This window comes from Kribbella sp. NPDC000426, from assembly GCF_040300265.1.
In the GTDB taxonomy this organism is placed as follows: Bacteria; Actinomycetota; Actinomycetes; order Propionibacteriales; family Kribbellaceae; genus Kribbella.
The window spans coordinates 712,920-737,847 of record NZ_JBEPDK010000005.1 but is presented as its reverse complement, the minus strand read 5'-3'; the positions used below and the strand labels follow the sequence as shown (position 1 = coordinate 737,847).

Below are 24,928 nucleotides of genomic sequence, written 5' to 3'. Positions count from 1 at the left end.
GACCTCAACGTTGGTTGAGGTCAAGCTGGAGTCGATAGGCTGCGGTCATGCTGGAGTTCGTGGTGCGGGTGGTGGGCGTCCTGGTCGCCTTCCTGGTGGCGCCGTTGCTGGTCGGTCAGGCCGAGCACAAGGTGATGGCGCACATGCAGTCACGGCTCGGCCCGATGTACGCCGGTGCGTTCCATGGCTGGGCGCAGCTGGTCGCCGACGGGGTGAAGTTCGTCCAGAAGGAGAGCATCGTCCCGGCGGCCGCGGACAAGCGCGTGTTCGAGTGGGCGCCGATCGTCGCGATCCTGCCGTACCTCGCCGCGCTCGCTGCGATCCCGCTGGCGCCGGGCATCGTCGGCGCCGATCTCGATTCCGGCCTGTTCTTCGTGCTCGCCGTGATGAGCATCGGCGTACTCGGGTCGCTGATGGCGGGCTGGGGCAGCGGGAACAAGTACAGCCTGCTCGGCGGACTGCGGGTCGCGGCGCAGCTGATGAGCTACGAACTGCCGTTCGTGCTGTCCGCGGCGAGTGTCGCGGTCGCGGCCGGCTCGCTCAGCCTGACCGGCATCGCGCACGCGTGGAACCCGTGGTGGCTGCTGTGGCAGCTGCCCGGCATGATCGTGTTCTTCATCGCGGGTCTGGCCGAGTTGCAGCGGCCGCCGTTCGACATGCCGGTCGCGGACTCCGAGGTGATCTTCGGCCCGTACACGGAGTACACCGGCTTGCGGTTCGCGATGTTCCTGCTCGCCGAGTACGCCGGGATCGTGGTCCTCGCGGGGCTCACGACGGTGCTGTTCCTCGGCGGCTGGAGCGGCCCCGGACCGGAGTCGATCGGCTGGATCTGGACGATCCTGAAGGTCGCGCTGGTCTCGGTCGTGGTGATCTGGGTGCGCGTGTCGTTCCCGCGGATGCGCGCCGACCAGCTGCAGAAGCTCGCCTGGCAGGGCCTGGTGCCGGTGGCGCTCGCCCAGCTCGCACTCACCGGCATCGGCGTCGTCGTCTTCTAGGGCGTGGCCAGCGCCTCGGTCGGGGAGAGGCGGGAGGCCCGGACGGCGGGGTAGAGGCCGGCCAGGGCGCCGATCACGAGCGTCGCCAGGACTCCGCCGACGAGAGCCCAGGGTGGGATCACCGTCAGCCAGTTCTGGTACGACGCGTACGCCGCGGTGACCGCGGATCCGAGCAACGCGCCACCGACTCCACCGAGCGCGGACAGCAGCAGCGACTCGGTCAGGAACTGGGTGCGGATCTGGCCGCGGGTCGCGCCGAGCGACCGACGCAGGCCGATCTCCGCGCGGCGTTCGAGCACCGAGATCACCATGATGTTGGCGACCCCAACACCGCCGACCAGGAGTGCGACTGCGCCCAGCCCGAGCAACAGACCGGTGAACGCCTGTCCGGCGGCCTGTTTCGCGGCGAGCGCGTCGGACGGCCGCGAGACCTCGACCTCGTTCGGCGCCTCGGGGTTGGCGGTTGCCCCGAGCACCGATCGCACCGCCGGCACCTGGGCGTCGTCCGACCGGGTGTAGATCGTGGTCGGATGCCCGTCGAAGGCGAGCCGACCAGCCGCCGGCCAACCCATCAGGGCTGCGCTGTCGAGCTCGGGCGCCAGCGCGGCCGGGTCGAGGATGCCGAGAACCGTGAACCAGATGTTGCCGATCAGCACCTGGGTATCCGGACCGGCCTTGGTGATTCCGAGCCGGTCGGCGGCGCTCGAGCCGAGTACGGTCGCCGGGTACGAGCCGGTTGCCGCGTCGATCCACTTGCCGCTGCGGACCGTGGCGCCGATCGTGTCGAGCAGGTTCGTGCGGGCGGCGTACGCGATGATGCCGTTGGTTTCGACGTCCGGGATCTTGTTGGTCCGGTAGACGGGGGTGTCGTCGACTTTGCCGACCGCGGACTCGGCCCGGACCGGAGCGATCCGCCGGACCATGGCTTCGGCCGTGAGCGGCAGCTGGGCCTGCTCGCCGGTCAGTCGGGTGCCTGGGGCAACCGTCAAGAGGTTGGTGCCCAGGGCATCGAGTTGCCCGTCGAGCTCGGCCCGCGAGGACGACGAGATGCCGACGACGGAGACCATTGCCGCGATCCCGATCGCGATCCCCAACGCAGACAGGAACGCGCGGGTCGGCCGGGTCCGCAGCCCGACCGCCCCGACCCGGACGACGTCACGCAGGCTCAGCGTCGCGGGCTTGAGCTCGCCTCTCATGAGCGGATCTCCTCGATGATGCGGCCGTCGCGCATGCGGACCTGGCGGGGGAGGGAGGCGGCGATGTCGCGGTCGTGGGTGATGACGACGACCGTCGTACCGGCGGCGTGCAGGTCGCGGAGGAGCTGCATCACCCCGGCGCCGGACGCGGAGTCGAGCGCCCCGGTCGGTTCGTCGGCCAGCAGTACGGCGGGTTCGCCGGCGACTGCTCGGGCGACGGCGACGCGTTGTCGTTCGCCACCGGACAGCTCGTGCGGCTCGTGGTCGAGTCGGTGCGCGAGGCCGACGCGTTCCAGGGCAGCCGCGGCGCGCCGTCGTCGTACCCCCAGCCGCAGACCGGAGTACAGCAGCCCGTCGGCGACGTTGTCGACCGCGCGGACCCCGGCCGCGAGGTGGAACTGCTGGAACACGAAGCCGATCCGGGTCGCCCGCAAGGCCGAGAGTCCGGCGTCGGAGAGCCGCGCCACGTCGTACCGATCGATGCGGACCGTGCCGGAGGACGGACGGTCGAGGGTGCCGAGCACGTTGAGCATCGTGGACTTGCCGGAGCCGGACGGGCCGACGATCGCGACCAGTTCGCCCGCGTCGATCCGCAAGCTGACGCCGCCGAGCGCGTTCACGCCGCCCGGGTACACCTTGGTCACCTCGCTGAGCTCGATCACTTCGGGATCCCGACTGTCGTGCCGGCCTTGATCCCGGCGCCGCTGACCTCGACCTGACCGCTCGCGAACAACCCGGTCTTCACCGGCACGTACTGCGACGTCGTGCCGTCGGTGACCTCGACTCCGAACCCGCCTTCGCGCAGCGCGACCAGCGCCGCGACCGGGACGGTCAGCACGTTCTTGCGTTCGGAGGCGGTAAAGGTGACGTCAGTTGCCGCCGACGACCAGGCGGCGACGGCCTTTTGGTTGGCGATGGCAACGATCACCTCGACCTTGGTCTCCGGGTCCTGGTCCGGGCTCTCCGCCGGGATGATCACCGTCGACACCTTCTCGATCCGGCCCGGTACGGTCTTGCCGTCCGGGAGCGCGACCGTGACCGCAGCACCCATCACCGCGAGCCGCTGGTCCGCCGCGTCGAGCTGGATCGTGACGGCCCGGGTCGTGCCGGTGTAGGAGAGCACCGGCTGGTTCGGGCCGAGCGGCGTACCCTCCTGGCCTTGCACGCTGTCGACGCGGATGTGACCGGGTGCGAACAACACGCTGCCGAGCTCGACGACCCCGGTCTCGTCCAGACCGAGATCGTCCTGCCACTCCTCGACCGCCGCGGCGGTGGCGTCGGTGTACTCGTCGTCGACAGTGAATCCCGTGTAGCCCATCGCCTTCAGGTTCTGCTCGAGCTGCAGAACATCGTTGCCCTCGGCCCCGATCGACAGCTTCCGGTACGCCGGGAGTGCGCCGTACAGCAGGATCGTCGGCTTGTTGTCGATGCTGTAGACGGTGTTCCCGCGCCGCAGCTCCTGCCCGCTGTCCGGCACCGCCGTCACTGTGCCGGCGGTCCGGCTGACGGCGGACGACGTGGTACCGAAGCCGAGCTGGCCGTCCTGGGTCTCGGTGTCCTTCAAGGTCTGCTGTGTGACCTTGGTGGTGTTGACCGGCGAGGGCTGTCCGGGCTGGTTGGTCGCCTGGCTGGTGTCGCCCCGGTTCACCAGGAACGCGCTCGCGGCGCCCCCGGCGGCCAGGACGACGACAGCCGTGAGTGCTTTCCGCATCAGCGCGCCGCCAGGATGCTCTGGCAGGCGTCCTGCGCCTTCTGGAAGTCGGGGTCGTCGGCGACACCCGGGCCGATCATGATGCCGCGCTGGTCCGGCTTCGGGTCCGGGAACTTCTCGACACCGTTCTTCCGCATGCACTCGGCGTACTTGCGGCCGTTCTCCGCCTGCTGCGGGTTGGCGCTGCCCTGCGACTGCGGGTCGTACTCACGGCACGCCTCCATCGCCTTCTGGACCTGTTCCTGCGTGACACCGGAGTTCTTGTCGAACTTCAGCATCGGACCTTTGCCCGGCTCCGGGTCCGGGACGTTCAGGCCGTTCTCGCGCAGGCACTGGGTGAACTTGACTGCCATCTCGTCCCGGCTGAGGCTGGCCGGCGCACTGGTCGGAGCGGTCGACTGGGTCCCGCCGCTGCCGGAGGCGACCTGGGCGTCGGGCTTGTCCGCTCCGCAGCCGGTGATGAGTACGGCGGCCGCGAGCACGGTGGCGGCCAGGATGGTCTTGCGCATCGGTGCGCTCCTCTCGTTTCCCCGAAGCCTTCGCCGGAGGCCGTTTCCCGGCCGTTTCCGAGTGCGCTAACACCGGGGAAACACGGGTGTCGGGGATCATGGGGTGCGTGCGGGTTCTGGTGGTCGAGGACGAACCGTTGCTGGCGGCAGCGATCGCGGAGTGGCTGCGTGACGAGCCACATGCGGTCGACGTGGTCGGTGACGGCGGCGCTGCGCTCGAACGGCTGTCGGTGAACGCGTACGACGTACTTGTGCTGGACCGCGACATCCCGGTCGTGCACGGCGATGAGGTGTGCCGGCAGTTGGTGCAGTCCGGGTCGGACACCCGGGTGCTGATGCTGACGGCCGCTGCTGCGGTCACGGACCGGGTCGAGGGGCTCGGGCTTGGTGCGGACGACTACCTGACCAAGCCGTTCGCGTTCGCGGAGCTGGCTGCCCGGGTGCTGGCATTGGGGCGGCGGAGTCGTCCGGCCGATCCGCCCGTACTGCGACGTGCCGGGGTGACGCTGGATCCGGCGCGCCACGAGGTGTTCCGCGACGGCCGGTACGTGCCGTTGTCGAAGAAGGAGTTCGCCGTACTCGCGGAGCTGCTGCGGGCCGACGGCGCGACCGTGTCGGCCGAACAACTGCTGGAGAAGGCATGGGACGAGCACGTGGACCCGTTCACCGGGGCGGTGCGGCTGACGATCCTCAAGCTGCGCCGGAAGCTGGGCGAGCCGGGGCTGGTCGAGACCGTGACCGGCGTCGGGTACCGCATCCCATGAGACGGCTGACGCTGCGGGGCCGGCTGACCCTGCTGTACGGCGGACTGTTCATGGTCGCGGGGGTGTTGCTCCTCGGGGTGACGTACGCGCTGTTCAACGCGAACCTCGGCCAGCAGTACCGCGTGATCGTGAAGGGGACGTACCTGAGCCCGGGGCCGGGTGCGCAGAAGCCACCGCCGCCGACCAACGACGTCTACGTGATGAACAAGGACGGCGCCGTACTGACCGGCTCGGATGCGGAGAAGGTGCTCGAGCAACAGCGGCAGCAGGTCCGGCAGGCTGCGATCAAGTCGCTGCTGATCCAGGGGAGCATCGCGCTGGTCGCGGTCGGTGGGTTGGCGGCAGGGTTCGGCTGGCTGGTGGCCGGGCGGGTGCTGGCGCCGCTGCATCGGGTCACCGACACGGCTCGCCGGATCGCGGCCTCACCTGCGGCTTTGCATGAGCGGATCGCGCTGCAGGGGCCGGACGACGAGGTGAAGAACCTGGCTGACGCGTTCGACACGATGGTCGAGCGGCTGGACCATTCGTTCGACGGCCAGCGGCGGTTCGTGGCCAACGCGTCGCACGAGTTGCGGACGCCGCTGACCCTCGGCCGGGCGCTGGTCGAGGTCGCGATGCACCGACGTACGGCGTCTGCTGACGTGAAGGAGCTGGGCGAGAGCCTGCTGACGATCAACGCCCGGCACGAGCAGCTGATCGAGGGGCTGCTGATCCTCGCGGACTCCGAGAAGCAGCTCACCACGGTCTACCCGGTGAACCTGGCCGACGTCGTGACGCACGTTTGCAGCCAGCTGACGGCTGAGGCGTCGGCGGCGCGCGTCGAACTGATCCGCGGCCCGGGCGACGCGCCGACCCGCGGCGACGCCCTGCTCCTCGAGCGCCTGGTCCACAACCTCGTGGAGAACGGCATCCGCCACAACACGTCTGGCGGCTGGGTCCGGGTGGTCAGCAAGACGGTCCGGTCTCACGTGCAGGTGGTGGTGACCAACACCGGGCCCGAGATTCCGCCGTACGAGGTGGAGAGTTTGTTCAAGCCGTTCTACCGGTTGGGGGCCGAGCGGCTCGTGAGTGGGAAGGGCGCCGGGCTCGGGTTGTCGATCGTCCGCTCGGTGGCCGAGGCACACGGCGGGACTGTGACTGCCGTACCGCGAGCGGGAGGCGGTCTGGAAATTACTGTGGAGCTACCTGTCGATCCGGGCTGAGTTGATTCGTACAGCTGATGAGAAGGAGGCAACGATGAACCAGTACCTGCTCAGCATCTACCAGCCCGACGGCCCGATCCCGGAGCCTGAGGTGCTGGAGCCGATCATGCGGGAGCTGCAGGCGTTGACCGAGGAGATGCAGGCGGCCGGCGTATGGCTGTTCTCGGCGGGGCTGCACGCGCCGGAGAGCGCGACCGTGGTGAAGGCGCACGGTGACGAGGTCCTGATCACGGACGGGCCGTTCACCGAAGGCAAGGAGCATCTCGGCGGGTTCACTGTCGTCGAGGTCGAAGATCTCGACGCTGCCCTGCACTGGGCCCGGCGCCTCGCCAAGGTCCTTCGCAACCTCTCCGTTGAAGTCAGACCCTTCCAGTCGTGACACCTGATCTGGCCGGCATCTTCCGGGCCGAGCACGGGCGGGCGGTTGCCGTGCTGACGCGCGTGTTCGGGGATCTGGAGATCGCCGAGGACGCCGTCCAGGACGCGTTCGCGACGGCGGTCGAGAAGTGGGCGGACAGCGGCGTACCGCCGAGTCCGGCCGGCTGGATCATCACGACCGCCCGGAACCGGGCGATCGACCGCCTGCGCCGCGAGGCCGCGCGGGCCGACAAGCAGGCCCAGGCCGCGCTACTGCATGCCGAGGACGAGCCGGAGGAGGTGGGTGCCGTGGACGACGACCGGCTCCGGCTGATCTTCACCTGCTGCCATCCGGCCCTCGCGCTCAACGTCCGGGTCGCGCTCACCCTGCGCATGCTCGGCGGCCTCACCACGACCGAGATCGCCCACGCGTTCCTCGTCCCCGAGCCGACGATGGCGCAACGACTGGTCCGCGCGAAGGCGAAGATCCGCACGGCCGGCATCCCGTACCGCGTCCCGTACGAGGCCGATCTGCCCGAGCGGGTACGCGGCGTACTCGCGGTCGTCTACCTCATCTTCAACGAGGGGTACGCCGCCTCGTCGGGCGAATCGCTTGTCCGCGACGAACTGGCGCTCGAAGCCATTCGCCTCGGCCGCCTGGTGGCCGAGCTCATGCCCGACGAACCCGAGGCCGTCGGCCTGCTCGCGCTGATGCTCCTCCAGCACTCCCGCCGTCCCGCCCGGGTCGGCCCCGACGGCACGCTGATCCGGCTCCGCGAGCAGGACCGCGCATTGTGGGACCAGGAGCTGGTCACCGAGGGCCAAGCGCTGGTACGCCGATGCCTCCGCCGCAACCAACCCGGCCCGTATCAACTCCAGGCCGCCATCAACGCCGTCCACGCCGACGCGGCGACTCCCGAGGCCACGGACTGGCGCCAGATCGTCCAGCTCTACGACCACCTGCTGACCCTCGAGCCCTCGCCGGTGGTCGCCCTCAACCGAGCGGTAGCCGTAGCCGAGGTAGACGGCCCCGAGGCGGCCCTGACCCTCGTCGACGCGCTCGACCTCGACACGTACTACCTCTTCTACGCCATCCGAGCCGACCTCCTCACCCAACTGGATCGCCCCGCCGAGGCGCAGACGGCGTACCGGCGGGCCATCTCCCTGACCCCCAACCAGGCCGAACAGAACTTCCTCCGGACCCGTCTGGCGTAAGGTCCACCCGTGCGGGGATTCGAGTTGGTCTGTGAGGTCGAGCCGCCGACTCGGCCTGATCTGAAGCGGGTTCGGCATCAGATCGGGGTGATGAGCCCGATCGCGGACGGCTTCCTGATCCCCGACAACCACATCGGCCGGGCGACCGTGTCCAGCGTCGCGGTGGCGAACGAGGTGCAGCTGATGGGTGCCCGCGGCATCGCCTGTCTCAACTCACGCGACCGCAACCTGCTCGGCTTCCGTCGCGACCTGCTGACGGCCGCGGCGTACGGCGTCGAGCAGTTCCTGTTCGTCCACGGGGACGATCCCGCCGAGGGCGCCCGGACGAGTCAGCTCACGGTGCGCACGATGATCGAGCAGGCGCGCGACACGACGTACCCAGGTTGCAACCCGTTCCAGGTCGGGGCCGCGACCCGCCTGACGAAGGTCCCGCGCTGGAAGGCCGAGGCCGACTTCCTGTACGTGCAGGTCAGCTACGACCTCGACGAGCTGCTCCGCTGGCGTGACTCGGTCGACCTCGGCATCCCGGTGTACGCCGGGGTGATGGTGCTCGCTTCGGCGAAGATGGCCCACAACCTCGCCGCCCTGCCGCAGCTCACGATCCCGGACGAACTGATCCGGGCGGTGGAGCGCGATCCGGACGCCGGCGTCGACCACGCCTGCGAGCAAATCCTGAAGATCCGTGACTCCGGCGCCTTCGAGGGCGTTCATCTGGTACCGGTCAGCCGGTACCGCCAGGTCGCGGCCCGCCTGGAACGGGACCTGTAACCGCGGCAGATCGGCTAGTGTCCTGCTTAGAGACGGGAGGTGGAGCGTGGGGGTGCCGGGTAAGGGGCTGGTCGAGGGACTGAAGGTCACCGCGAGGACGCTGGCCCGTCGGTCGGTCACCGAGCAGTATCCGGATGTGCTGCCGGAGTTGCCGCCGCGCAGCCGCGGCGTGATCGCGTTGATGGAGGAGAACTGCACCTCCTGCATGCTGTGCGCCCGCGAGTGCCCGAGCTGGTGCATCTACATCGACTCGCACACCGAGACCGCGCCGTCGGTCGGTGAGCAGGCCCGGGAGCGCAGCCGGAACGTGCTGGACCGGTTCGCGATCGACTTCAGTCTGTGCATGTACTGCGGGATCTGCATCGAGGCCTGCCCGTTCGACGCGCTGTTCTGGTCCCCGGAGTTCGAGTACGCCGAGACCGACCTGCGCAACCTGACCCACGAGAAGGACCGCCTCCGCGACTGGATGTGGACCGTGCCCGCGCCGCAACCCATCGACCCCGGCCCGACGGCAGAGCCCCCCGGCCCGACGCAAGAGGACGAGGCGTGACAACAGCCCTGTTCAGCGTTGCGGGAGCCGTCGCCCTCATCGCCTCGGTCCTCGTCGTGACCTCGAAGCGGATCGTGCACGCCGCGCTGTGGCTGGTCGTCGCGCTCGGGGCGATCGCCGGCTGCTTCGGCGTACTGCATGCCGAGTTCGTCGCACTGGTCCAGATCCTGGTGTACGTCGGCGCGATCGTCGTCCTCGTGCTGTTCGCGCTGATGCTGACCAAGGCACCGACCAATCCGCTGCCCAGCCTGACGACCGGTCGCAGTCCGTTCGCGGCCGTCGTCGCGGCCGTGCTCGCGGTGATCCTCGGCACTGGCGTGGTTCTTGCCTTCGGCAACGAGATGATCAAGCCGGTGACGGACGGCTCCGCACTGGCCGTGGGGACGCAGGTCTTCAAGACCTGGGTGCTCCCGTTCGAAGTTCTCTCGGTCCTCCTGCTGGCCGCGCTGATCGGCGCGATCGCCCTGTCGGTGCGGAAGAAGGAGGACTGACGTGCCGTTGATCCTCCCGCTGCTGCTGGCCGTCGCGCTGTTCTGCATCGGGGTGTACGGCGTGCTCGCGCGCCGCAACGTGATCACCCTGCTGATGTCGTTCGAGCTGATGCTGAACGCGGTCAACCTCAACCTCGTCGCGTTCGACGCCTGGCGGATCAACGACGCCACCGGCCAGACGCTGGCCGTCTTCGTGATCACGCTGGCGGCAGCCGAGATCGGTCTCGGCCTGGCCATCGTCCTGCTGCTGTTCCGCGGCCACGGTCATGTCGACGTCGACGCCGCCCGCGACCTCGCCGAACAGGAGCGGGTCACGTGATCGCCACCGCGTGGCGGGTGGCCGGCGTCGGCTTCTCGCTCCTCGTCGTGCTGGCCGCAGCTCTCCTGTACGGCGTGGATCCGCAGCAGACCCAGGCCGGCGGCGCGATGATCGGCGAGGACTTCTGGTTCTCGTACGAGTTCCGCACCGACGGCCTCACCGTGCTGATGCTCGCCGTCGTCGGCGTGGTCTCCGCCTGCGTCCAGATCTACTCGATCGGGTACGTCCGCGAGCGGATCGCGTCGTACACGGCGCTCGTCACGCTGTTCACCGCGGCGATGGTGACGGTCGTGATCTCGGACAACCTGTTCCTCCTGCTGATCGGCTGGGAGGTGATGGGTGTCTGCTCGTACCTGCTGATCGGTCACTACTGGGAGCGCCGCGACGCCCGGGCCGGTGCGATGAAGGCGTTCCTGATGACCCGGCTCGGCGATGTCGGCTTCCTGTTCGGCATCTTCGTCCTCGGCGTCGGCTACCACACCTCCCGGATCTCCGAGCTCGGGAGCGGCCCGATCGAGCCGCACACGTTGACGATCGGCACGATCCTGCTGCTGGTCGGTGTCATCGGCAAGTCGGCGCAGGTCCCGCTGCAGACCTGGCTGCCCGACGCGATGCCCGGCCCGAGTCCGGTCAGCGCGCTGATCCACGCGGCGACGATGGTTGCCGCCGGTGTCTTCCTGATCGCCCGGTTGTACAACGTGTTCGTCGAGGCGCAGACCACCCTGACCGTGCTGGCCGTGGTCGCCTGCGTGACGATGCTGTTCGCCGCGTCCTGCGCGATGGCGGCCGTGGAAGTGAAGCGGGTCCTGGCCTGGTCGACCGTCAGCCAGTTGGCGATCATGTTCGCCGGGCTCTCGCTCGGCACGCACGACGGTCGCCGGGCGGCGCTCTTCCACCTGCTGACGCACGCGGCGTTCAAGGGTCTGCTCTTCCTCTGCGCCGGCGTCCTCCTGCACCAGGTCGGCAGCGCGGCCTTCGTCGTACTGCGCCGGTACACCCGCCGCGGCGCCTCGCGGAAACAGTTGCGGGTCACGTTCGTGACGATGACGATCGGCCTCGCGTCGCTGGCCGGCGTACCAGGGTTCGCCGGGTTCTTCTCCAAGGACGCGGTGGTCGCGGCTGCGTGGGAGCAGGCCAACGACGGATCCACGGTCGGCTGGATCGTGCTCGTGTCGATCTGCCTGACCGCGGCGATGACCGCGTTCTACTGCGTGCGCATGTGGTTGTGGGTGTTCTTCCGTACTCCGGCCCTCGCGGGCGCGGTCGGCGCGTTCGAGGGCGACGACCCGATGGCGGATCTCGACGAGCCCGACGCGAACAAGCTCCGCGACGGGTCGTGGCTGATGCTCGCGCCGATGGTGCTGCTCGCGATCGGTGCGATCGGGCTGGGCTACACCGACGGCGTACACCTCAACCTGCCGATCGCGCTGATCACGACCGTTCTCGCTCTGCTCGGCGGCTTCGCGGCGTACTCGCTCTGGCATCGGGGCGCGGATCCGCGACCGGTCGTGCTCGAACGTGAGTACGGCGTGGATCCGGCGTACCAGCGGTTGTTCGTCGTACCGGTGGAATGGCTGGCGAAACTCGCGGTCGGCAACGACCGGGACGTGATCGGCGCTTATGTTCGGGCGACCGGGCGGGCCGGGGTGCTGGCGTCGCAGGGCTTCCGGAAGCTGCAGACGGGCAACGTGCAGACGTACCTGACCGCAGCCGTGATCGGTGCGGTCGCGCTCGCGATCCTGGCGGGGGTGATCGGCTCGTGAGCGATTGGTTGCTGATCGCCCTGATCGCGGTCCCGGTGCTGACCGCCGTCGTGCTGTGGGCGTTGCCCGTGGTGACGGCCGACCGGGTCGCGGCGCTGGTCGGGACGATCGTGTCCGGGGTCCTGCTGGTTGCGTCGTTCGTCCTCTGGTGGGACGTGCGCCGCCCGCACTGCCCGTGCACCACCGAACTCGTGGATGTGTACGGCGCGGGGCCGCGGACCGTGCCCGGCAAGCTGGTGCCGGACGTCGACATCAACGCGCCGTGGATCCCGTCGCTGGGCGTGCGGTTCCACCTCGCGGTCGACACGATCTCGATCCCGCTGATCGCGTTGACCGCGCTGCTGGTCCTGCTGTGCTGCGTGTACTCGTTGAAGATCACGCCGCGCATCGGCCGGACCCGCTCGCTGATCGCGTTGCTGCTGGTGATCGAGACCGGCGTGATCGGCACGTTCGCGGCCGCCGATCTCGTGCTGTTCTTCGTGTTCTTCGAGATCGTGCTGATCCCGATGTGGCTCGTGATCGACATCTGGGGCGACGACCACGATCCGGCCGGCCGTCGGCGCGCGGCGACCACGTTCATCCTGATGACGGTCCTCGGGTCGGCCCTGATGCTGCTGGGCTTCCTGCTGATCTATCGGCACGCGGGGACGTTCGATCTGGTGTTCCTCGGTCGGCATCCGATCAAAGGCGGGCACGGGGTTCCGCTGGCCGCCGCGATCCTGATCGCGGTCGGGCTCGCGGTGAAGATGCCGCTCTGGCCGTTGCACATCTGGTTGCCGGATGCCCATGCCAAGGCGCCGACGGTCGGCTCGGTGCTGCTGGCCGGCGTACTGCTGAAGCTCGGTAGCTACGGGATGATCCGCATCCTGCTGCCGGTCCTGCCGGACGCGACGGCCACCATCGCGCCGTACCTGGCCGGGTTCTCGGTCGTCGCGATCATCGCCGGGTCGCTGGCCTGTCTGGCGCAGACCGATGTGAAGCGGCTGATCGCCTACTCGAGCGTGGGGCACATGGGCTTCATCGGGCTCGGGATCGCGACGATGTCGCCGGAGGGGCTGAACGGCGCGCTGTACGCGAACCTTGCCCACGGCATCATCACCGGCCAGCTGTTCTTCCTGGCCGGCGCGATCAAGGACCGGCACGACACCAGCGATCTGCGGGCGATCGGCCGGGCGCTGTACGCGCGGCTGCCGCGGATCAGCGGGCTGCTCACCTACGCCTGCCTCGCGTCGCTCGGATTGCCCGGTCTGGCCGGATTCTGGGGCGAGATGCTGGTCCTGCTGGGCGCCTACCACCCGGCGGATTGGTTGCCACGGGCCACTTTCATCGTGCTGATGGTGATCGCCGGACTCGGCGCCGTCCTGACCGCCGCGTACTTCCTGCGGTTGATCCGCGAGCTGTGCCAGGGTGATCCGGCCGAGAATCCGCCGGCCGCGTTCGCGGTCGACCTGAGCCGGATCGAGTTCGTGACGTTCGCACCGTTGGTCGTGCTGACCGTGTTCCTCGGCCTGTGGCCCTTCACGTTGCTCAACCAGTGGACGTTCCTATGACGCTGACCTGGACCGATTGGCAGGCGATCGCCGTACCGCTGGTGCTGGCGATCGGCGCGGTTGCGGTGCTGCTGATCGACAGCTTCTGGAAGAGCGCCTCGGCCGAGTTGCGGCACACCGTCGTCACGCTGCTGACGAGCGCGGTGGTCCTGTTCGGCCTCGTGTTCGTGTGGGCGCAGCGCGGCGGGTTCAAGCCCGCGTTCTGCCGGCCGGCGGTCGAGGGACCCGCGGAGTGCAGTTTCGTGTTCGAGCCGTTGACGGCCGGATTGTGGGCGGTGCTGCTGGTCGGCGGGCTCGGCGTGGTGGGCCTGTCGACGTACCGGCTGCTGGCCTCGGACGTGCCGATCGGTGAGTACCACTTCCTGCTGCTGAGCGCGCTGACCGGTGCGACCGTGCTGGCCGGTGCGCGGGATCTCGCGACGCTGGTGATCGCGCTCGAGGTGGTGTCGCTGCCGAGCTTCGCGATGGTCGGACTGCGGCGCGACCGGCGCGGATCCGAGGGCGCGATGAAAGCGCTCCTGGTGTCGGTGCTGTCCACTGCCGTGATGCTGTTCGGCGTCTCCTACTTGTACGGCGTGACCGGCTCGCTCTACCTGACCACGATCGCGAACCGGCTGACCGGGCTCGACCCGGACCTCGGGCGAGTGGCCTTCGCGGCCGGGCTGTTCGTGATCGTCGGGTTCGCGTTCAAGATCGCGGCGGTGCCGTTCCACGCCTGGTTGCCCGACACGTACGTCGGGGCGCCGATCGAGGTCACCACGTTCCTCGCGGTCGTTTCGAAGTCGGCCGGCGTCGCCGGACTGCTCGTGCTGGTGACGGCCGGGATCGCGCCGGACGGCTCGCACCTGCGGACCGTGATCGCGATCCTCGCGGCACTCACGATGACGGTCGGCAACCTCGCCGCGTTGCGTCAGGTCGAGGCGGTCCGGCTGCTCGCGTGGTCGTCGATCGGCCAGGTCGGCTTCCTGCTCGCGCCGCTGGCCGTCGGCGATGCGCAGGCGGTCGTGGGGTACTTGGCGGCGTACGTCGTGGTCACGCTCGGCGCGTTCGGAGCGGTGGCCGTCGTACAGCGTCACCGCGCCGGCGGCCTGCTGACCGACTACCGCGGCATGGTCCGTTCCGAGCCCGGTCTGGCCGCGGCGCTGATCTTCTTCCTGGTCGTCCTCGCCGGTCTGCCGCCGGGCCTCGCGGGCCTGTTCACGAAGTTCGCCGCCTTCCAGGCCGTCATCGACGCGCACCTCGGCTGGCTGGCGATCGTGATGGCCCTCAACGTGATGATCGGCCTCGCCGTCTACCTGCGCTGGGTGGCCGAACTCTTCCGCCTCCCCGCCGACGACCCGTTCTCGGTCGACATCGAGACCCCGGCCGTCGCCATGATCTCCCTCTGCGCCGCCCTCACCGCGGTCCTCTCGGTCCTGCCCAGCATCATGTTTTCCCTGGCCACCTGACAGCTTCCGGCCATCGCCCCAGCGGCGGTCCCGTCGGTGACTAGCGTGTACTGCGTGATCGCACGAGGACTTCTAGTGACTGGCCTGCTCGCGACCTTGGTCGCCTGCGGGAGCTCCAAGGACAGCGCCGGCACTCCGCAGACCAGCACGACAGCTGCAAGTCCGTCGGCGTCACCGATCATCAGCCCGAGCCAGCAGCCTCCAACCCCCGTCCCGCCCATCCCGCCGGCGAAGGACGGCCAGAACTACAAGGCCTGCGTCGACGGCACCTGCGAGGTGATGATCCGCACGAAGGCCGTCCTCAACCTCAACGGCGACAAGTTCACGGCGACAGTCGCAAAAGGCACGCTCAAGCTCACCGACTCCCACGGCTACATCTCGCTGAGCCAGAACGGCACCGACGTCAGCCGCAGCGGCGGCGGCACCGCCGGCGGCGTGGCCGGCGGAATCGCCGCGGTCAGCTGGAGCGATCAGGGCGGCCCACAGCACACGGCAACTCTGACGTACGCCGAGGGCGACATCGTCGTCGCGGCCTTTACGACGACGAAGTAGCCCTCAGAAAGTCCTCGTACTGCGTCCAGACTCGGCGCCACAGCTGGTCGCGGTCGGCCGGCGTGTAGTGGGGGAGCGAAAGGCCGAAGACGTCGGCGAGGGCGGCGAAGTAGTCGGCGGGGGTTTCGAGGAGGGTGTTGTCGATCCGGTCGGCGGACGTCTCGGCGAGGCCGATGGAGCGGAGTACGACGACGGACTTCGGCGTACGGCGGAACGCGGACGCGAGCCGGACGAAGGGTGACGCGGGATCGGTTGACAGGCGGGCGTGCTGGGCGGCAAACGCGTCCAGCCCGACGGGCGCCGACTCGAAGTCCATGCCGATGAGGTTCGCGCGGGGATCGTGGTCGAGGCGCCAGCCGTCGGTGAGCTCGGACGGGCGGAGGCTCAGTGTGAACGGGTACTGATACACCTCGCCGGCCTCGAGCGGCATCGGCTGCCTCAGACCATCGCCAAGGCCGACGTCGACGAGCCAGACGCGGTCCGGATCGTCGATCAGCCCGGTCACCGTGAGGACCATGTGGCTGGCGTCGACGCCGCCGGGACGGTTGGCCGTTTGTACGCCGCCGCGGTGCATCCGCACGCCGTACCCGAGCTCCGTCAGCAGCAGCGCGAACGACCCGTTCATCTGGAAGCAGTACCCGCCGGTCTCCCGCGCGATCATCCGCTTCGCCACGTCCTCCGGCTCCAGTGGACCGCCGGGCGTCAGCTGGTACTGGATGGATTCGTACGGCACCTGGTCGACGAAGGCCTCATGCAGTCGCGTCAACGCCTCCAGCCGCGGCGGACCGTCGTACCCGCTGACTCCGATCCGCTGCAGGAACGCCGTGGTATCCATGCGCCCTAGGCTAGGCGAGGTGATCGAGACCCTGGACCGGACAGGCGCGCTGGCCATCGCTCCCGAGCTCGGCGAGGTGTTCGCCGCGGCCTTCGGGGCGCCCGGGTACGACGAGGAGCCGGACGCCGAGCATTTCGCCACCGACCAGCTGCCGACCCATGCCGACCGCGAGGACTTCAGACTGGTTGCCGCGCGGGCGGACGGCCGGCTGGTCGGGTTCGCGTACGGGTTCACCGGGCGGCTCGGCCAGTGGTGGCCGGACCGTGTCGCCGCGGTCGTGTCCGCCGAACTCGCCGACGAGTGGATCGGCGGGCACTTCGAGGTCGTCGAGCTCGCCGTCCTCCCGGACGTCCAGCGCCAGGGCCTCGGCGCCGAGCTGATGACGGCGTTGCTGGCCGGTCTGCCTCATCGCAAGGCCCTGCTCACGACGTACGTCGACGACCGTCCGGCGCCGCGGCTGTACCGGCGGTTGGGATGGCAGGTCCTGGTCCCGGACCTCGGCTGGGGATCGGCGCTCTACGGTTTGGACAGGGGAGTGCCCGATACCCGATCACCTGGCAGGGTAGGGCCCATGACTTCTGAGCGCATCTATGTCGGGAGCTACACCAGTCAGGCCGGCGGCGGGGACGGGATCGCGTTCGGACCCCTGGACGCGATCGAGACCGTGGCGACGATCGCCGACCCGTCGTTCCTGGTCAGGTCCGCGGACGGGCGGTTCCTCTACTCGACCGACGAGGAGGACAGCGGCCGGATCGCCGCGTTCGCGATCCAGCCGGACGGCGGCCTCGAGCTGCTCAACCAGCAGCCGACCGGCGGCGTGCACCCCTGCCACGTGAACATCGACCCGTCCGGCCGGTTCGTGCTGTCGGCCAACTACACGTCCGGGTCGGTCGCCGTGCACCCGATCAACGACGACGGCTCGCTCGGCGAGACGGCGTACTTCGTCCAGCGTTCCGGCACCGGACCGAACGCCGAGCGCCAGGAAGGGCCGCACGCCCACCAGGTCGCGTTCGACCCGGCCGGTGAATACGTGTTCGACATCGACCTCGGGTCCGACACCGTGTACTCGTCGACGCTGACCGAGGACGGGCAGTTGAAGGAGGTCGGCCAACTGCGGATCCACCCGGGTGCGGGGCCGCGACACCTGGCGTTCCACCCGACCGCGGGCGCGGCGTACGTGATCAACGAGCTCGACTCGACGCTGACCGTCTGCAGCTACGCCGGCGGGAAGCTGCAGACCGTGCAGACCGCCTCGACCCGGCCGGCCGACTCGCCGGGGGAGAACTTCCCGGCCGAGCTGCTGATCTCCGCCGACGGCCGGTTCCTGTACGGCTCGAACCGCGGCGACAACACGATCGCGGTCTTCGCGACCGCGGCCGACGGCCTGTCGGTGGAACTGGTGCAGACCATCGGCTCCGGCGGCGACTGGCCGCGACACCTTGCCTTCAGCAACGACGGGCGGACGCTGTACGCCGCCAACGAACGCTCGGACCAGATCGCGACCTTCAGCATCGCCGACGACGGCAAGCTGACCGCTACAGGTGAGCCGGTCAGCTGGCCGAAGCCGGTCTGCATCCTGCCTGTCTAGACGAGCTTCTCGAAGAAGAACTCGTGCTTGAGGAACGACACGTCGTACTCGTGACCCGGGTACGGCGGGTTCAGCTGCGACGCCTGGAACAGCCGCCAGCCGTCCTTGAGCGCGTCGAGTCCGGTCGTGTACGGCGGCTCGTCGGAGTCACCCGTGGTGGGGTGGGTCTCGCCGGTGCCGTCGTACGTCGACCAGCCGACCACGCGCGCGTCGAGCGCGGAGGAGGCCAGGTACAGCACCAGCACCTGCTGGCGCAGTCCGGTCTGCACCGGGTTCTCTGCCGTGGCGGTCATACCATCTCCTTCTTGCCCTTGGCGTGCGGGTTGTTGGCGCGGTCGGTGACGACGCGCTGCGGCCGGTTCGAGACGCGGGTGACCCAGTAGTTCGGGTCGTAGGTGTCGTCGCCGCTGATCGCCCGCCACATCACGATGCGGTTGTACTTCTCCAGCCGGCCGGTCGCGTTCTCGTACCACGGGAAGCTCTGGTCGAGCTCGGCCGCGACGGCGTCGTCGTACAGGTCGTCGGTGTTCCAGAGCCGGACCTGGCGGACGGTCGGGTTGAAGCGGATCTTGAACATGTAGCGGTCGATGTTGCTGTCGTTCTTGCGGCCGCCGTGCCAGATGCCGTGGTGCAGGAACTGGACGGTGCCGGCCGGGCAGACCAGGCGGGTCTGGCCGAGCAGGTTCTGGTAGCGGCCGGTGTCGGACTCGTTGGTCCGGCGCAGGTGGCTGCCGGGAACGCTGAGCGTGCCGCCCATCTCGAGCGTCACGTCCTGCGGGTAGTACATCAGCTGGACGTCGAAGGCGTCGGTGCGGACGTCGATGATCGCGTCACCGTGCAGGTTCTGCGCCTCGCCCTCGTGCGCCTTGCGGATGTGTACGGCGTGGTGGTCGACGGTCGGCTCGGGACCGACCAGGCTGTGGATGGCGCCGGCGACCTCCGGCAGCTCCACCAGCCGCTGGACGAACTCGCTGTCCGCGAACGCCTCCGACAGCGGGGTGCCGTACGGGACCCCCGGGATGCCGTTCTTCAGGACCTCGATCGCCTGCTGGTTCATGTCGTCCGGTACGACGGCGTCCATCCGGAACGCGCCGGTGGCGACGAAGTGCGCCATCTGGACCGAGGTGAGCAGGTGCTTGCGATGCGGATGGGGCATCAAGACTCCCATGGTGGGTAGTGGTTACTACTCCTCCAGCGTAAGTTTCGACAGCGTTGTCTCGCGTGGGCTGTGATCACCACTAGTGGTAATTTCTCACCATGATCGAGCTGCATCTGGCCGCTCCGCCGGAAGTCGTGAACGTCGGCGCCGGGATCCACGGGGTGCACAAGCGCCGGGATGTCTTCCGCCTGCCGGACCTCTGGCAGCTGCACGTCTACAACTACACAGCCGATCTGACGGTCGACGGCACCACCTACGCCGTCACTCCGGGCTGCGTCTCTCTCACGCCGGCCGGAGCGTCGGTGCAGTTCGACTACCTGGGTCGCTCGGAGCACCTCTACGCCCACTTCCGGCCGCGTGTGTCCGGCCAGCCGTCGCATGTACCCGTCGTACAGGACGCGGCCGCGATCGCACCTCTGCTGTCCACGCTGCTGCGGTCCGCCATCGAGTCGTCCCCGTCCGGCTCCGGCCGCACCACGGCCGAGGTCTGGACGGCGCTGTGGCGCATCGCCGACCTCACGCCCGCAACCACCGAGACCGGGCACCCGGCTGTCGCCGCTGCCATCGCGTACGTCGAGGCGAACCTCGCCCAACCGCTGACCGTGCCCGCACTGGCCCGGCTGGCCGGCGTCTCGCACAACCATCTGACCCGTCTCTTCCAGCACGAGACCGGTCAGACAGTCATCGCCTACATCCGCAAGCGCCGGATGAACCGCGCCCGGCACCTCCTGGTGTCCTCGACGCTGTCCATCCCCGCGGTGGCCGCATCGGTAGGGATCGCGGACCTGCAGGCCTTCAACAAGACCTGTCACCGCGAGCTCGGCGGGTCGCCACGCGCGGTGCGTAATGCGGTGCTCAATACGGTGGCCGGTGCCACCTCGGCGGGCTAGCGTTCCAGGCATGTATGAGCTGATCCCGGCCGCCGACGGTCCGCAGTACGACGAAGAGGCCGAGCAGCGCTTCGTCGAGGAGTGGCCGGAGTTCATCTTCCACGACGAAGGCGTGAAGCCGTACCGGGATCGCCGCGTGCAGTACTTCCCGCAGTGGGAGTTCTACCTGGTGACGTCCGAGGAGCGGCTGATCGCGGGGTGCTGGGGAGTGCCGATCGCGTGGGACGGGACGGTCGCGGATCTGCCGGGCGGTTTCACGGATTCGCTGGCGCGCTCGGTGACGTCGTACGAGGAGGGCGTCGTACCGAACACCTTCGTGCTGATGGCGGCCGCCGTACGTTCCGACGAGCAGGGGCAGGGCCACGCCGGCCGAGTCATCACTGCCGTCCGCGACCGTGCGGTCGCCAACGGGCTCCCGCAGGTCATCGCGCCGGTCCGCCCGACCCTGAAGTCGAGCTACCCGCTCACTCCCATCGACACCTTCATGACCTGGACCCGTCCGGATGGGCTGCCTCTGGACCCCTGGCTCCGCACGCATGTCCGCCTCGGCGCGAAGCTGCTGGCTCCGGCGCCCGCGTCGCAGACCATGACCGGCACGGTCGCCGAGTGGGAGCAGTGGACTTCCATGCTGTTCCCGTCATCCGGCACCTACACGATCCCGGCCGGCCTCACCACGCTCGATGTCGACCGCGACGCCGACCGCGGCACGTACGTCGAACCGAACATCTGGCTGCGTCACGCCTAAGCCGTATCGGCGACCGGGAACGCGGTAGCTACCGCCGCGGTGCGGCTGTTCACGCCGAGTCGCTCGTAGATGTTCTCCAGGTGCTTGCGAACGGTGCCCTCGGCAACGAACAGCCGGCGGGCGATCTGGGTGTTGCTGTGGCCGGCCGCGACCAGGCGTAGCAGCTCCCACTGACGGCTGGTCAGATCGGGGATGCCCGCGCGGCGGCGCTCCAGGTCCCGGCGGATGTCGACCAGGTGCGGCCTGAGCAGCTGCAGGATCAGGCGCTCGCGCTCGGAGAACGCGGGCCCGGTAGTCCGGAACAGGAGCATCCGGCGGTCCTCGCCGTCGTGCTCCGGGAACGGCACGGCGATCTCGCTGCGTACGCCGTGCATCCGGTCCCACAGCCCTTCCTCGCTGTTCACCAGCTGACGCACGGACAGGTAGTCGGACATCATCCAGACGCTCTCGTGGTCACCGGTCACCTGGGGTCGGCTACAGGTCTTGTGTCGCCAGTACAGCTTCCAGAACAGGTCCTCCCAGCCGTCCTCTTCGTCCTCCGGAGGCAGGTCGGTCAGCTCCTCCAGGCCGATGAAGACGCGGTCGTGCGGCCGGCTCACCTGGAACGTGATGTCGTCGGCCGGGATCAGCTCGTGGAGCGCGCGGAGTACCTCCCGCGGGAACTCCTGCCCGGCGCCGCCCCATCGCTCGCGGTCGACGACGTCGAGCATCCGGCGCAGATCGCGTTCGGTGACCGTCAGCTGTTCCATGGCTGCCCTCCCTGCCCCTCCCTGCCCCTCCCCTGGAATTCAGCCTAGGCCCGATCCGACGCGGGGCAATACGCCGAACTGCGTATGGCCCGCCGGGTCCGGCCGCGGCAACGGTGGATGCGGGCGGTATCGCGCCGCTCGTTCTCGGGAAGGAACGACCATGAAACTACTGACTCGTCTTGCCGCGCTGGTGGTCACGCTGGTCCTGTCCGCGGTGGCCTTGCCGGGTACGGCGTTCGCCATGCAACCGCGTGATCCGTCCGGGCATCCCGCTGCTGCGGTGCCGTCGAGCGACCCGACGTCGAATGTCGCGCCGTCAATCGTTCACACGGTGGGGCCGTCCACACTGCAGGTGATCGGTCTGATGCTGTGTGCGGCCGTCATCGCGTCGGTGCTGACCGCCTTCGTCCTGCACCGGCCTGCGCAGGGGATCTCATGAGACTGCTGCCTCGTCGGGTCGCGGTGCTGGTCGCCGGAGCGTTGCTGTTGACCGTCGGGCTGTCGCCGCCGGCTAGCTCTGCCGGGGTGGGTTCGGCTGAGGCTGGCTCGGCCGGGGGTGGCTCGGCTGGGGTTGGCGGCGCTGGGCCGGTGCTGGAGTGGAGTCGGATCGCTACGCAGACGATCGTGGCTGGTCGGCCGCCGGCCAGCTCGGAGGTGTTGCTCGGGATCGTGCATGTCGCGATCGCGGACACGGTTGCTGGGCTGGGATATGGCCGGCCGTTCAAGGTCGCCGTACGGCCTGATCGGCGGGCGTCGGCTGCGGCGGCAGTTGCTACGGCGGCGTACGACGTGTTGCGGGCTCGCGTACCCAATGCGTCTGGGCTGGACTCGACGTACGCCGACTATCTGGCCGGTGTGCCGGCTGGGCGCGCGAAGGACCGCGGTGTGGCGTTGGGGCAGTCGGTGGCGGCCGCAGTGCTGGCGTGGCGTGCTGGGGACGGGCTTGGGAACACCGTGCCCTATGTGCAGCGGACGCCGGGGCCGGGTGTGTGGGAGCCGACGCTGCCGACGCCGCCGGTGGACATCGTGCTGACGCAGGTCCGGCCGCTGGCGCTCCGGTACCGGGCGCAGTTCCGGCCGGGCGGGCCGGATGCATTGACGAGCAAGAGGTACGCACGAGATGTGGCTGAGGTTGCTTCGGTCGGCCGGAAGGACAGTGTGACCCGGACTGCTTGGCAGACCGAGACAGCGCTGTTCTGGTCCGAGCAGACCGCACAGCAGTGGAGCCGCGCCTTGTTGCAGCTGGCGCGGGACAGGCACCTGTCACTGTCTGGTGCTGCGAACATGCTCGCGCTGGCACATGTGTCGGCGGGTGACTCGGTGATCGCGTGCTGGGACGCGAAGTTCCACTATCTGTCGTGGCGGCCGGTCCATGCTGTGCAGCGTGGTGACACGGACGGCAACCCGCTGACCGAAGCCGATCCGAGTTGGCAGTCGCTGCTGAACGGGAACCACCCGGAGTACCCGTCTGGGCATGCTTGCTTCACGGCTGGTGTGGCCGGGGCATTGCAGGCGTTCTTCCACACGTCACAGGTACGTCTGGAAATGTCCAGTGTGGTCACCGGTACGACGCGGGTGTATCCAAACCTGCCCGCGGTACGAGCCGACGTACAAGAAGCCCGCATCGCCTCAGGCCTCCACTTCCGCCACTCGATGACAGACGGCGACGCCCTAGGCACCCGGGTTGCTGGCTGGATCAGCGCTCGGCACTGACCGCCAGAGCTGCCAGGCCGTGGTTGAGGATGCCCTTGACCACGGCCAGCGCATAGGACTCGTCGGGGCCGGTGATGGCCTGGTGGGCCCAGCCGATGACGTCCTCGAACGCTCTGACGTGGCGGTAGTAGTGGATGGCGTCCTGGTCGAGCTCGTGCGGGCCGTAGCCGTTGAGGAACGCCTCCAGCTGGGCGGGCGTGGTCGGGCCGACGTCGCCCATGCCGCCGAGCATGAACATCAGGTCCTGCTCGCGGGGCGCGTAGATGACGTCGTCCCAGTCGATCAGGTGCAGGTGCTCGTCGACCAGGACGTTGCCGAGGTGCGGGTCGCCGTGGCAGATCACCCGCGGGCCTTCCGGCGCCGGTGGGCGGTTGGTTCGGAGGTCGGTGATGACGTGGTCGAACTGCTTCCAGACGGCCGCCAACTCCTCCTCGACCTCACCCTCGGGCGTCTCGAGGCGCTTGCCGACCTCCTCCGCGATCGCCGGCGTCCGAGCGTCGATGTGGCTGTGTTTCGGCAGGGCATCCCGCAGGCGGTGCGGCGGCTCCGAGTCGTGCACCCGCCGGATGAGAGCGCCGTACTCCGACCACTGCTCGTCCGTCAGCCCGGACTGCGCCGCCCGTACGCCGTCGATCCACGGCGTGATCGTCAGCCGCTTCTTCGCGTGCACCGACCACAGGCCGCCCTCGGTGGTCCGGATCAGCTCCGGTACGCCGGGCAGCCCGCTGTCCGCGAGGAACGCCGCCACCTGATGACCCGTGTTCGTGCCGGCGGCGCTCCACTTCACGGCGTACGTGTTGGTCGCCGTAGCGGCCTTCCACACCTGCGCGGCGATGTCAGCGCCGTACGCCACCGGTGTGAGCTCCACCACCTCAAGCCCGAAGTCCGCCAGCAACCACTTCCGCAACAACGTCACACCCACACCCGCCAGCATGCCCGGCAACCAGCTCGGGTGCGACCCGATTACCGGGCGTGGCGGGCGCGGCAGGTCAGCGGTAGTTGACGAATTGGACGGCGAAGTCGAGGTCCTGGCCCTTGATCAGCGCCTGTACGGCCTGCAGGTCGTCGCGACTCTTGCTGGAGACGCGCAGCTCCTCGCCCTGGATCTGCGCCTTGACGCCCTTCGGGCCCTCGTCGCGGATCAGCTTCGACAGCTTCTTCGCGTTCTCCTGGGTGATGCCGGCGTCGATCGTCGCGGTGATCTTGTAGATCTTCCCGGACAGCTTCGGCTCGTCCGCATCCAGCCCCTTGAGCGAGATCTGCCGCTTGACCAGCTTGTCCTTGAACACGTCCAGGACGGCGCTCACCCGCTCCTCGGTGTTCGCCTGCATGTCGATCGCCTCGCCGGACCACTTGATCCCGGCATCCACGTTCTTGAAGTCGAACCGCTGGCTGATCTCCTTCGCCGCCTGGTTCACGGCGTTGTCCACCTCCTGACGGTCCACCTTGTTCACGATGTCGAAGGAGGACTCCGAAGCCATGGGCACATCCTTTCCGATTTGCTGTCAGGGCCACTACCTGTTGTATCGTCTCCCACGCCGGTTCACGAACCGGCAGCACCCTGGCGGGTTGCCCGAGCGGCCAAAGGGAGCAGACTGTAAATCTGTCGGCGTATGCCTACGCAGGTTCGAACCCTGCACCCGCCACGAGTGCGATGGGCGAGGTGTGTCACGCAGCTTCCTGCGTTGACCGCCTCGCCCTCGTCATTTGTGCGGCTTCGCTGCGCTCGCCGCGGAGCGGGGGCTCCGCCACCCGCACCCCCTGCGCCTTCGCTGCGCTCGGCGGCTTGGGTTGGGTTGGGCGGGTCGGTGACCGGTTTGGGTTGGGTTGGGCGGTTTGGTCAGCTGCTTGGGTTGGGT

The 24,928-nt window shown here is 68.9% G+C and carries 27 protein-coding genes, 1 tRNA gene and 1 pseudogene; 19 read left to right on the top strand and 10 right to left on the bottom strand.

The window, feature by feature from the left end:
- Positions 1 to 47: 47 nt before the first annotated feature.
- Positions 48 to 995, top strand: a complete 948-nt coding sequence (locus ABT313_RS27805) for a complex I subunit 1/NuoH family protein (protein WP_350859907.1) — start codon at positions 48 to 50, stop codon at positions 993 to 995.
- On the opposite strand, the gene ABT313_RS27800 is transcribed toward ABT313_RS27805, so the two are convergent.
- From ABT313_RS27800 to ABT313_RS27785, 4 genes are read right to left on the bottom strand one after another with little or no spacing between them, the layout of a single operon-like run.
- On the bottom strand, positions 992 to 2,191 hold the full coding sequence (locus tag ABT313_RS27800; protein WP_350859904.1) for an ABC transporter permease: 1,200 nt from the start codon (positions 2,189 to 2,191) through the stop codon (positions 992 to 994). The two genes, ABT313_RS27805 and ABT313_RS27800, sit on opposite strands and share 4 nt — an antisense overlap.
- Entirely contained in the window at positions 2,188 to 2,853 is a 666-nt protein-coding gene (locus tag ABT313_RS27795) for an ABC transporter ATP-binding protein (protein WP_350859901.1), read from the bottom strand. The genes ABT313_RS27800 and ABT313_RS27795 overlap by 4 nt, the downstream gene beginning before the upstream one ends.
- Positions 2,850 to 3,902, bottom strand: coding sequence for a peptidoglycan-binding protein (locus ABT313_RS27790; RefSeq protein WP_350859898.1), 1,053 nt, complete (start codon positions 3,900 to 3,902; stop codon positions 2,850 to 2,852). The genes ABT313_RS27795 and ABT313_RS27790 overlap by 4 nt, the downstream gene beginning before the upstream one ends.
- The gene (locus ABT313_RS27785; protein WP_350859895.1) at positions 3,902 to 4,411 is read right to left on the bottom strand and encodes a hypothetical protein; all 510 of its coding nucleotides are present in this window, start codon (positions 4,409 to 4,411) and stop codon (positions 3,902 to 3,904) included. The genes ABT313_RS27790 and ABT313_RS27785 overlap by 1 nt, the downstream gene beginning before the upstream one ends.
- A 107-nt stretch (positions 4,412 to 4,518) precedes the next feature.
- Between ABT313_RS27785 and ABT313_RS27780 the strand changes: the two genes are divergently transcribed.
- The 12 genes and pseudogenes from ABT313_RS27780 to ABT313_RS27725 all read left to right on the top strand — a co-directional run bounded on the left by ABT313_RS27780 (position 4,519) and on the right by ABT313_RS27725 (position 15,390).
- Positions 4,519 to 5,175, top strand: a complete 657-nt coding sequence (locus tag ABT313_RS27780) for a response regulator transcription factor (RefSeq protein WP_350859892.1) — start codon at positions 4,519 to 4,521, stop codon at positions 5,173 to 5,175.
- Positions 5,172 to 6,377, top strand: coding sequence for a sensor histidine kinase (locus ABT313_RS27775; RefSeq protein WP_350859889.1), 1,206 nt, complete (start codon positions 5,172 to 5,174; stop codon positions 6,375 to 6,377). The genes ABT313_RS27780 and ABT313_RS27775 overlap by 4 nt, the downstream gene beginning before the upstream one ends.
- 34 nt (positions 6,378 to 6,411) lie before the next feature.
- Positions 6,412 to 6,756: a YciI family protein gene (locus ABT313_RS27770; RefSeq protein ID WP_350859886.1), complete on the top strand. Its 345-nt coding sequence runs from the start codon at positions 6,412 to 6,414 to the stop codon at positions 6,754 to 6,756.
- Positions 6,753 to 7,949, top strand: a complete 1,197-nt coding sequence (locus tag ABT313_RS27765) for an RNA polymerase sigma factor (protein WP_350859883.1) — start codon at positions 6,753 to 6,755, stop codon at positions 7,947 to 7,949. The genes ABT313_RS27770 and ABT313_RS27765 overlap by 4 nt, the downstream gene beginning before the upstream one ends.
- 9 nt (positions 7,950 to 7,958) lie before the next feature.
- Positions 7,959 to 8,717: a methylenetetrahydrofolate reductase gene (locus tag ABT313_RS27760; RefSeq protein ID WP_350859880.1), complete on the top strand. Its 759-nt coding sequence runs from the start codon at positions 7,959 to 7,961 to the stop codon at positions 8,715 to 8,717.
- A gap of 181 nt (positions 8,718 to 8,898) precedes the next feature.
- Positions 8,899 to 9,114 (top strand): annotated as a pseudogene (locus tag ABT313_RS27755) (4Fe-4S binding protein); the annotation flags it as partial.
- Positions 9,115 to 9,263: 149 nt separating this feature from the next.
- Positions 9,264 to 9,758 (top strand): NADH-quinone oxidoreductase subunit J family protein, encoded by a 495-nt coding sequence (locus ABT313_RS27750; protein WP_350859877.1) that lies wholly within the window; start codon positions 9,264 to 9,266, stop codon positions 9,756 to 9,758.
- Position 9,759: 1 nt separating this feature from the next.
- A complete protein-coding gene (nuoK, locus tag ABT313_RS27745) occupies positions 9,760 to 10,077 on the top strand; it encodes an NADH-quinone oxidoreductase subunit NuoK (protein ID WP_350859874.1) in 318 nt (105 codons plus the stop codon).
- Positions 10,074 to 11,840 (top strand): NADH-quinone oxidoreductase subunit 5 family protein, encoded by a 1,767-nt coding sequence (locus ABT313_RS27740; RefSeq protein WP_350859871.1) that lies wholly within the window; start codon positions 10,074 to 10,076, stop codon positions 11,838 to 11,840. Before nuoK ends, ABT313_RS27740 begins: the two co-directional genes overlap by 4 nt.
- On the top strand, positions 11,837 to 13,390 hold the full coding sequence (locus ABT313_RS27735) for a complex I subunit 4 family protein (protein WP_350859868.1): 1,554 nt from the start codon (positions 11,837 to 11,839) through the stop codon (positions 13,388 to 13,390). Before ABT313_RS27740 ends, ABT313_RS27735 begins: the two co-directional genes overlap by 4 nt.
- Complete coding sequence (locus tag ABT313_RS27730) at positions 13,387 to 14,838, top strand: NADH-quinone oxidoreductase subunit N (RefSeq protein WP_350859865.1); 1,452 nt, start codon at positions 13,387 to 13,389, stop codon at positions 14,836 to 14,838. Before ABT313_RS27735 ends, ABT313_RS27730 begins: the two co-directional genes overlap by 4 nt.
- Before the next feature lie 75 nt (positions 14,839 to 14,913).
- The gene (locus ABT313_RS27725) at positions 14,914 to 15,390 is read left to right on the top strand and encodes a hypothetical protein (RefSeq protein ID WP_350859862.1); all 477 of its coding nucleotides are present in this window, start codon (positions 14,914 to 14,916) and stop codon (positions 15,388 to 15,390) included.
- Here ABT313_RS27725 and ABT313_RS27720 read toward each other — a convergent pair.
- A complete protein-coding gene (locus ABT313_RS27720) occupies positions 15,374 to 16,225 on the bottom strand; it encodes an arylamine N-acetyltransferase family protein (RefSeq protein WP_350859859.1) in 852 nt (283 codons plus the stop codon). The two genes, ABT313_RS27725 and ABT313_RS27720, sit on opposite strands and share 17 nt — an antisense overlap.
- A gap of 19 nt (positions 16,226 to 16,244) precedes the next feature.
- Here ABT313_RS27720 and ABT313_RS27715 point away from each other — a divergent pair, with 19 nt between their 5' ends.
- The gene (locus ABT313_RS27715; RefSeq protein WP_350859856.1) at positions 16,245 to 17,813 is read left to right on the top strand and encodes a GNAT family N-acetyltransferase; all 1,569 of its coding nucleotides are present in this window, start codon (positions 16,245 to 16,247) and stop codon (positions 17,811 to 17,813) included.
- Here the strand turns inward: ABT313_RS27715 and ABT313_RS27710 are convergent.
- Positions 17,810 to 18,106 carry a hypothetical protein gene (locus tag ABT313_RS27710; protein WP_350859853.1) on the bottom strand — a complete coding sequence of 99 codons (297 nt, stop codon included), beginning with the start codon at positions 18,104 to 18,106 and terminating at the stop codon, positions 17,810 to 17,812. The two genes, ABT313_RS27715 and ABT313_RS27710, sit on opposite strands and share 4 nt — an antisense overlap.
- Positions 18,103 to 18,969, bottom strand: coding sequence for a phytanoyl-CoA dioxygenase family protein (locus tag ABT313_RS27705; RefSeq protein WP_350859851.1), 867 nt, complete (start codon positions 18,967 to 18,969; stop codon positions 18,103 to 18,105). The genes ABT313_RS27710 and ABT313_RS27705 overlap by 4 nt, the downstream gene beginning before the upstream one ends.
- A 101-nt stretch (positions 18,970 to 19,070) precedes the next feature.
- Here ABT313_RS27705 and ABT313_RS27700 point away from each other — a divergent pair, with 101 nt between their 5' ends.
- Entirely contained in the window at positions 19,071 to 19,862 is a 792-nt protein-coding gene (locus ABT313_RS27700; protein WP_350859848.1) for a helix-turn-helix domain-containing protein, read from the top strand.
- A 10-nt stretch (positions 19,863 to 19,872) separates the two neighbouring features.
- The gene (locus ABT313_RS27695) at positions 19,873 to 20,607 is read left to right on the top strand and encodes a hypothetical protein (RefSeq protein WP_350859845.1); all 735 of its coding nucleotides are present in this window, start codon (positions 19,873 to 19,875) and stop codon (positions 20,605 to 20,607) included.
- Here the strand turns inward: ABT313_RS27695 and ABT313_RS27690 are convergent.
- A complete protein-coding gene (locus ABT313_RS27690; protein ID WP_350859842.1) occupies positions 20,604 to 21,356 on the bottom strand; it encodes a response regulator transcription factor in 753 nt (250 codons plus the stop codon). The two genes, ABT313_RS27695 and ABT313_RS27690, sit on opposite strands and share 4 nt — an antisense overlap.
- Before the next feature lie 160 nt (positions 21,357 to 21,516).
- On the opposite strand from ABT313_RS27690, the gene ABT313_RS27685 reads away from it, so the two are divergent.
- Positions 21,517 to 21,795 carry a hypothetical protein gene (locus ABT313_RS27685; protein ID WP_350859839.1) on the top strand — a complete coding sequence of 93 codons (279 nt, stop codon included), beginning with the start codon at positions 21,517 to 21,519 and terminating at the stop codon, positions 21,793 to 21,795.
- Entirely contained in the window at positions 21,792 to 23,069 is a 1,278-nt protein-coding gene (locus tag ABT313_RS27680) for a vanadium-dependent haloperoxidase (protein ID WP_350859836.1), read from the top strand. The genes ABT313_RS27685 and ABT313_RS27680 overlap by 4 nt, the downstream gene beginning before the upstream one ends.
- Here ABT313_RS27680 and ABT313_RS27675 read toward each other — a convergent pair.
- The gene (locus ABT313_RS27675; protein ID WP_350859833.1) at positions 23,053 to 23,991 is read right to left on the bottom strand and encodes a phosphotransferase enzyme family protein; all 939 of its coding nucleotides are present in this window, start codon (positions 23,989 to 23,991) and stop codon (positions 23,053 to 23,055) included. The two genes, ABT313_RS27680 and ABT313_RS27675, sit on opposite strands and share 17 nt — an antisense overlap.
- A 67-nt stretch (positions 23,992 to 24,058) precedes the next feature.
- Positions 24,059 to 24,550 (bottom strand): YajQ family cyclic di-GMP-binding protein, encoded by a 492-nt coding sequence (locus ABT313_RS27670; RefSeq protein WP_350859831.1) that lies wholly within the window; start codon positions 24,548 to 24,550, stop codon positions 24,059 to 24,061.
- A gap of 82 nt (positions 24,551 to 24,632) precedes the next feature.
- On the opposite strand from ABT313_RS27670, the gene ABT313_RS27665 reads away from it, so the two are divergent.
- Positions 24,633 to 24,715, top strand: a tRNA-Tyr gene (locus ABT313_RS27665).
- Positions 24,716 to 24,928: the final 213 nt, after the last annotated feature.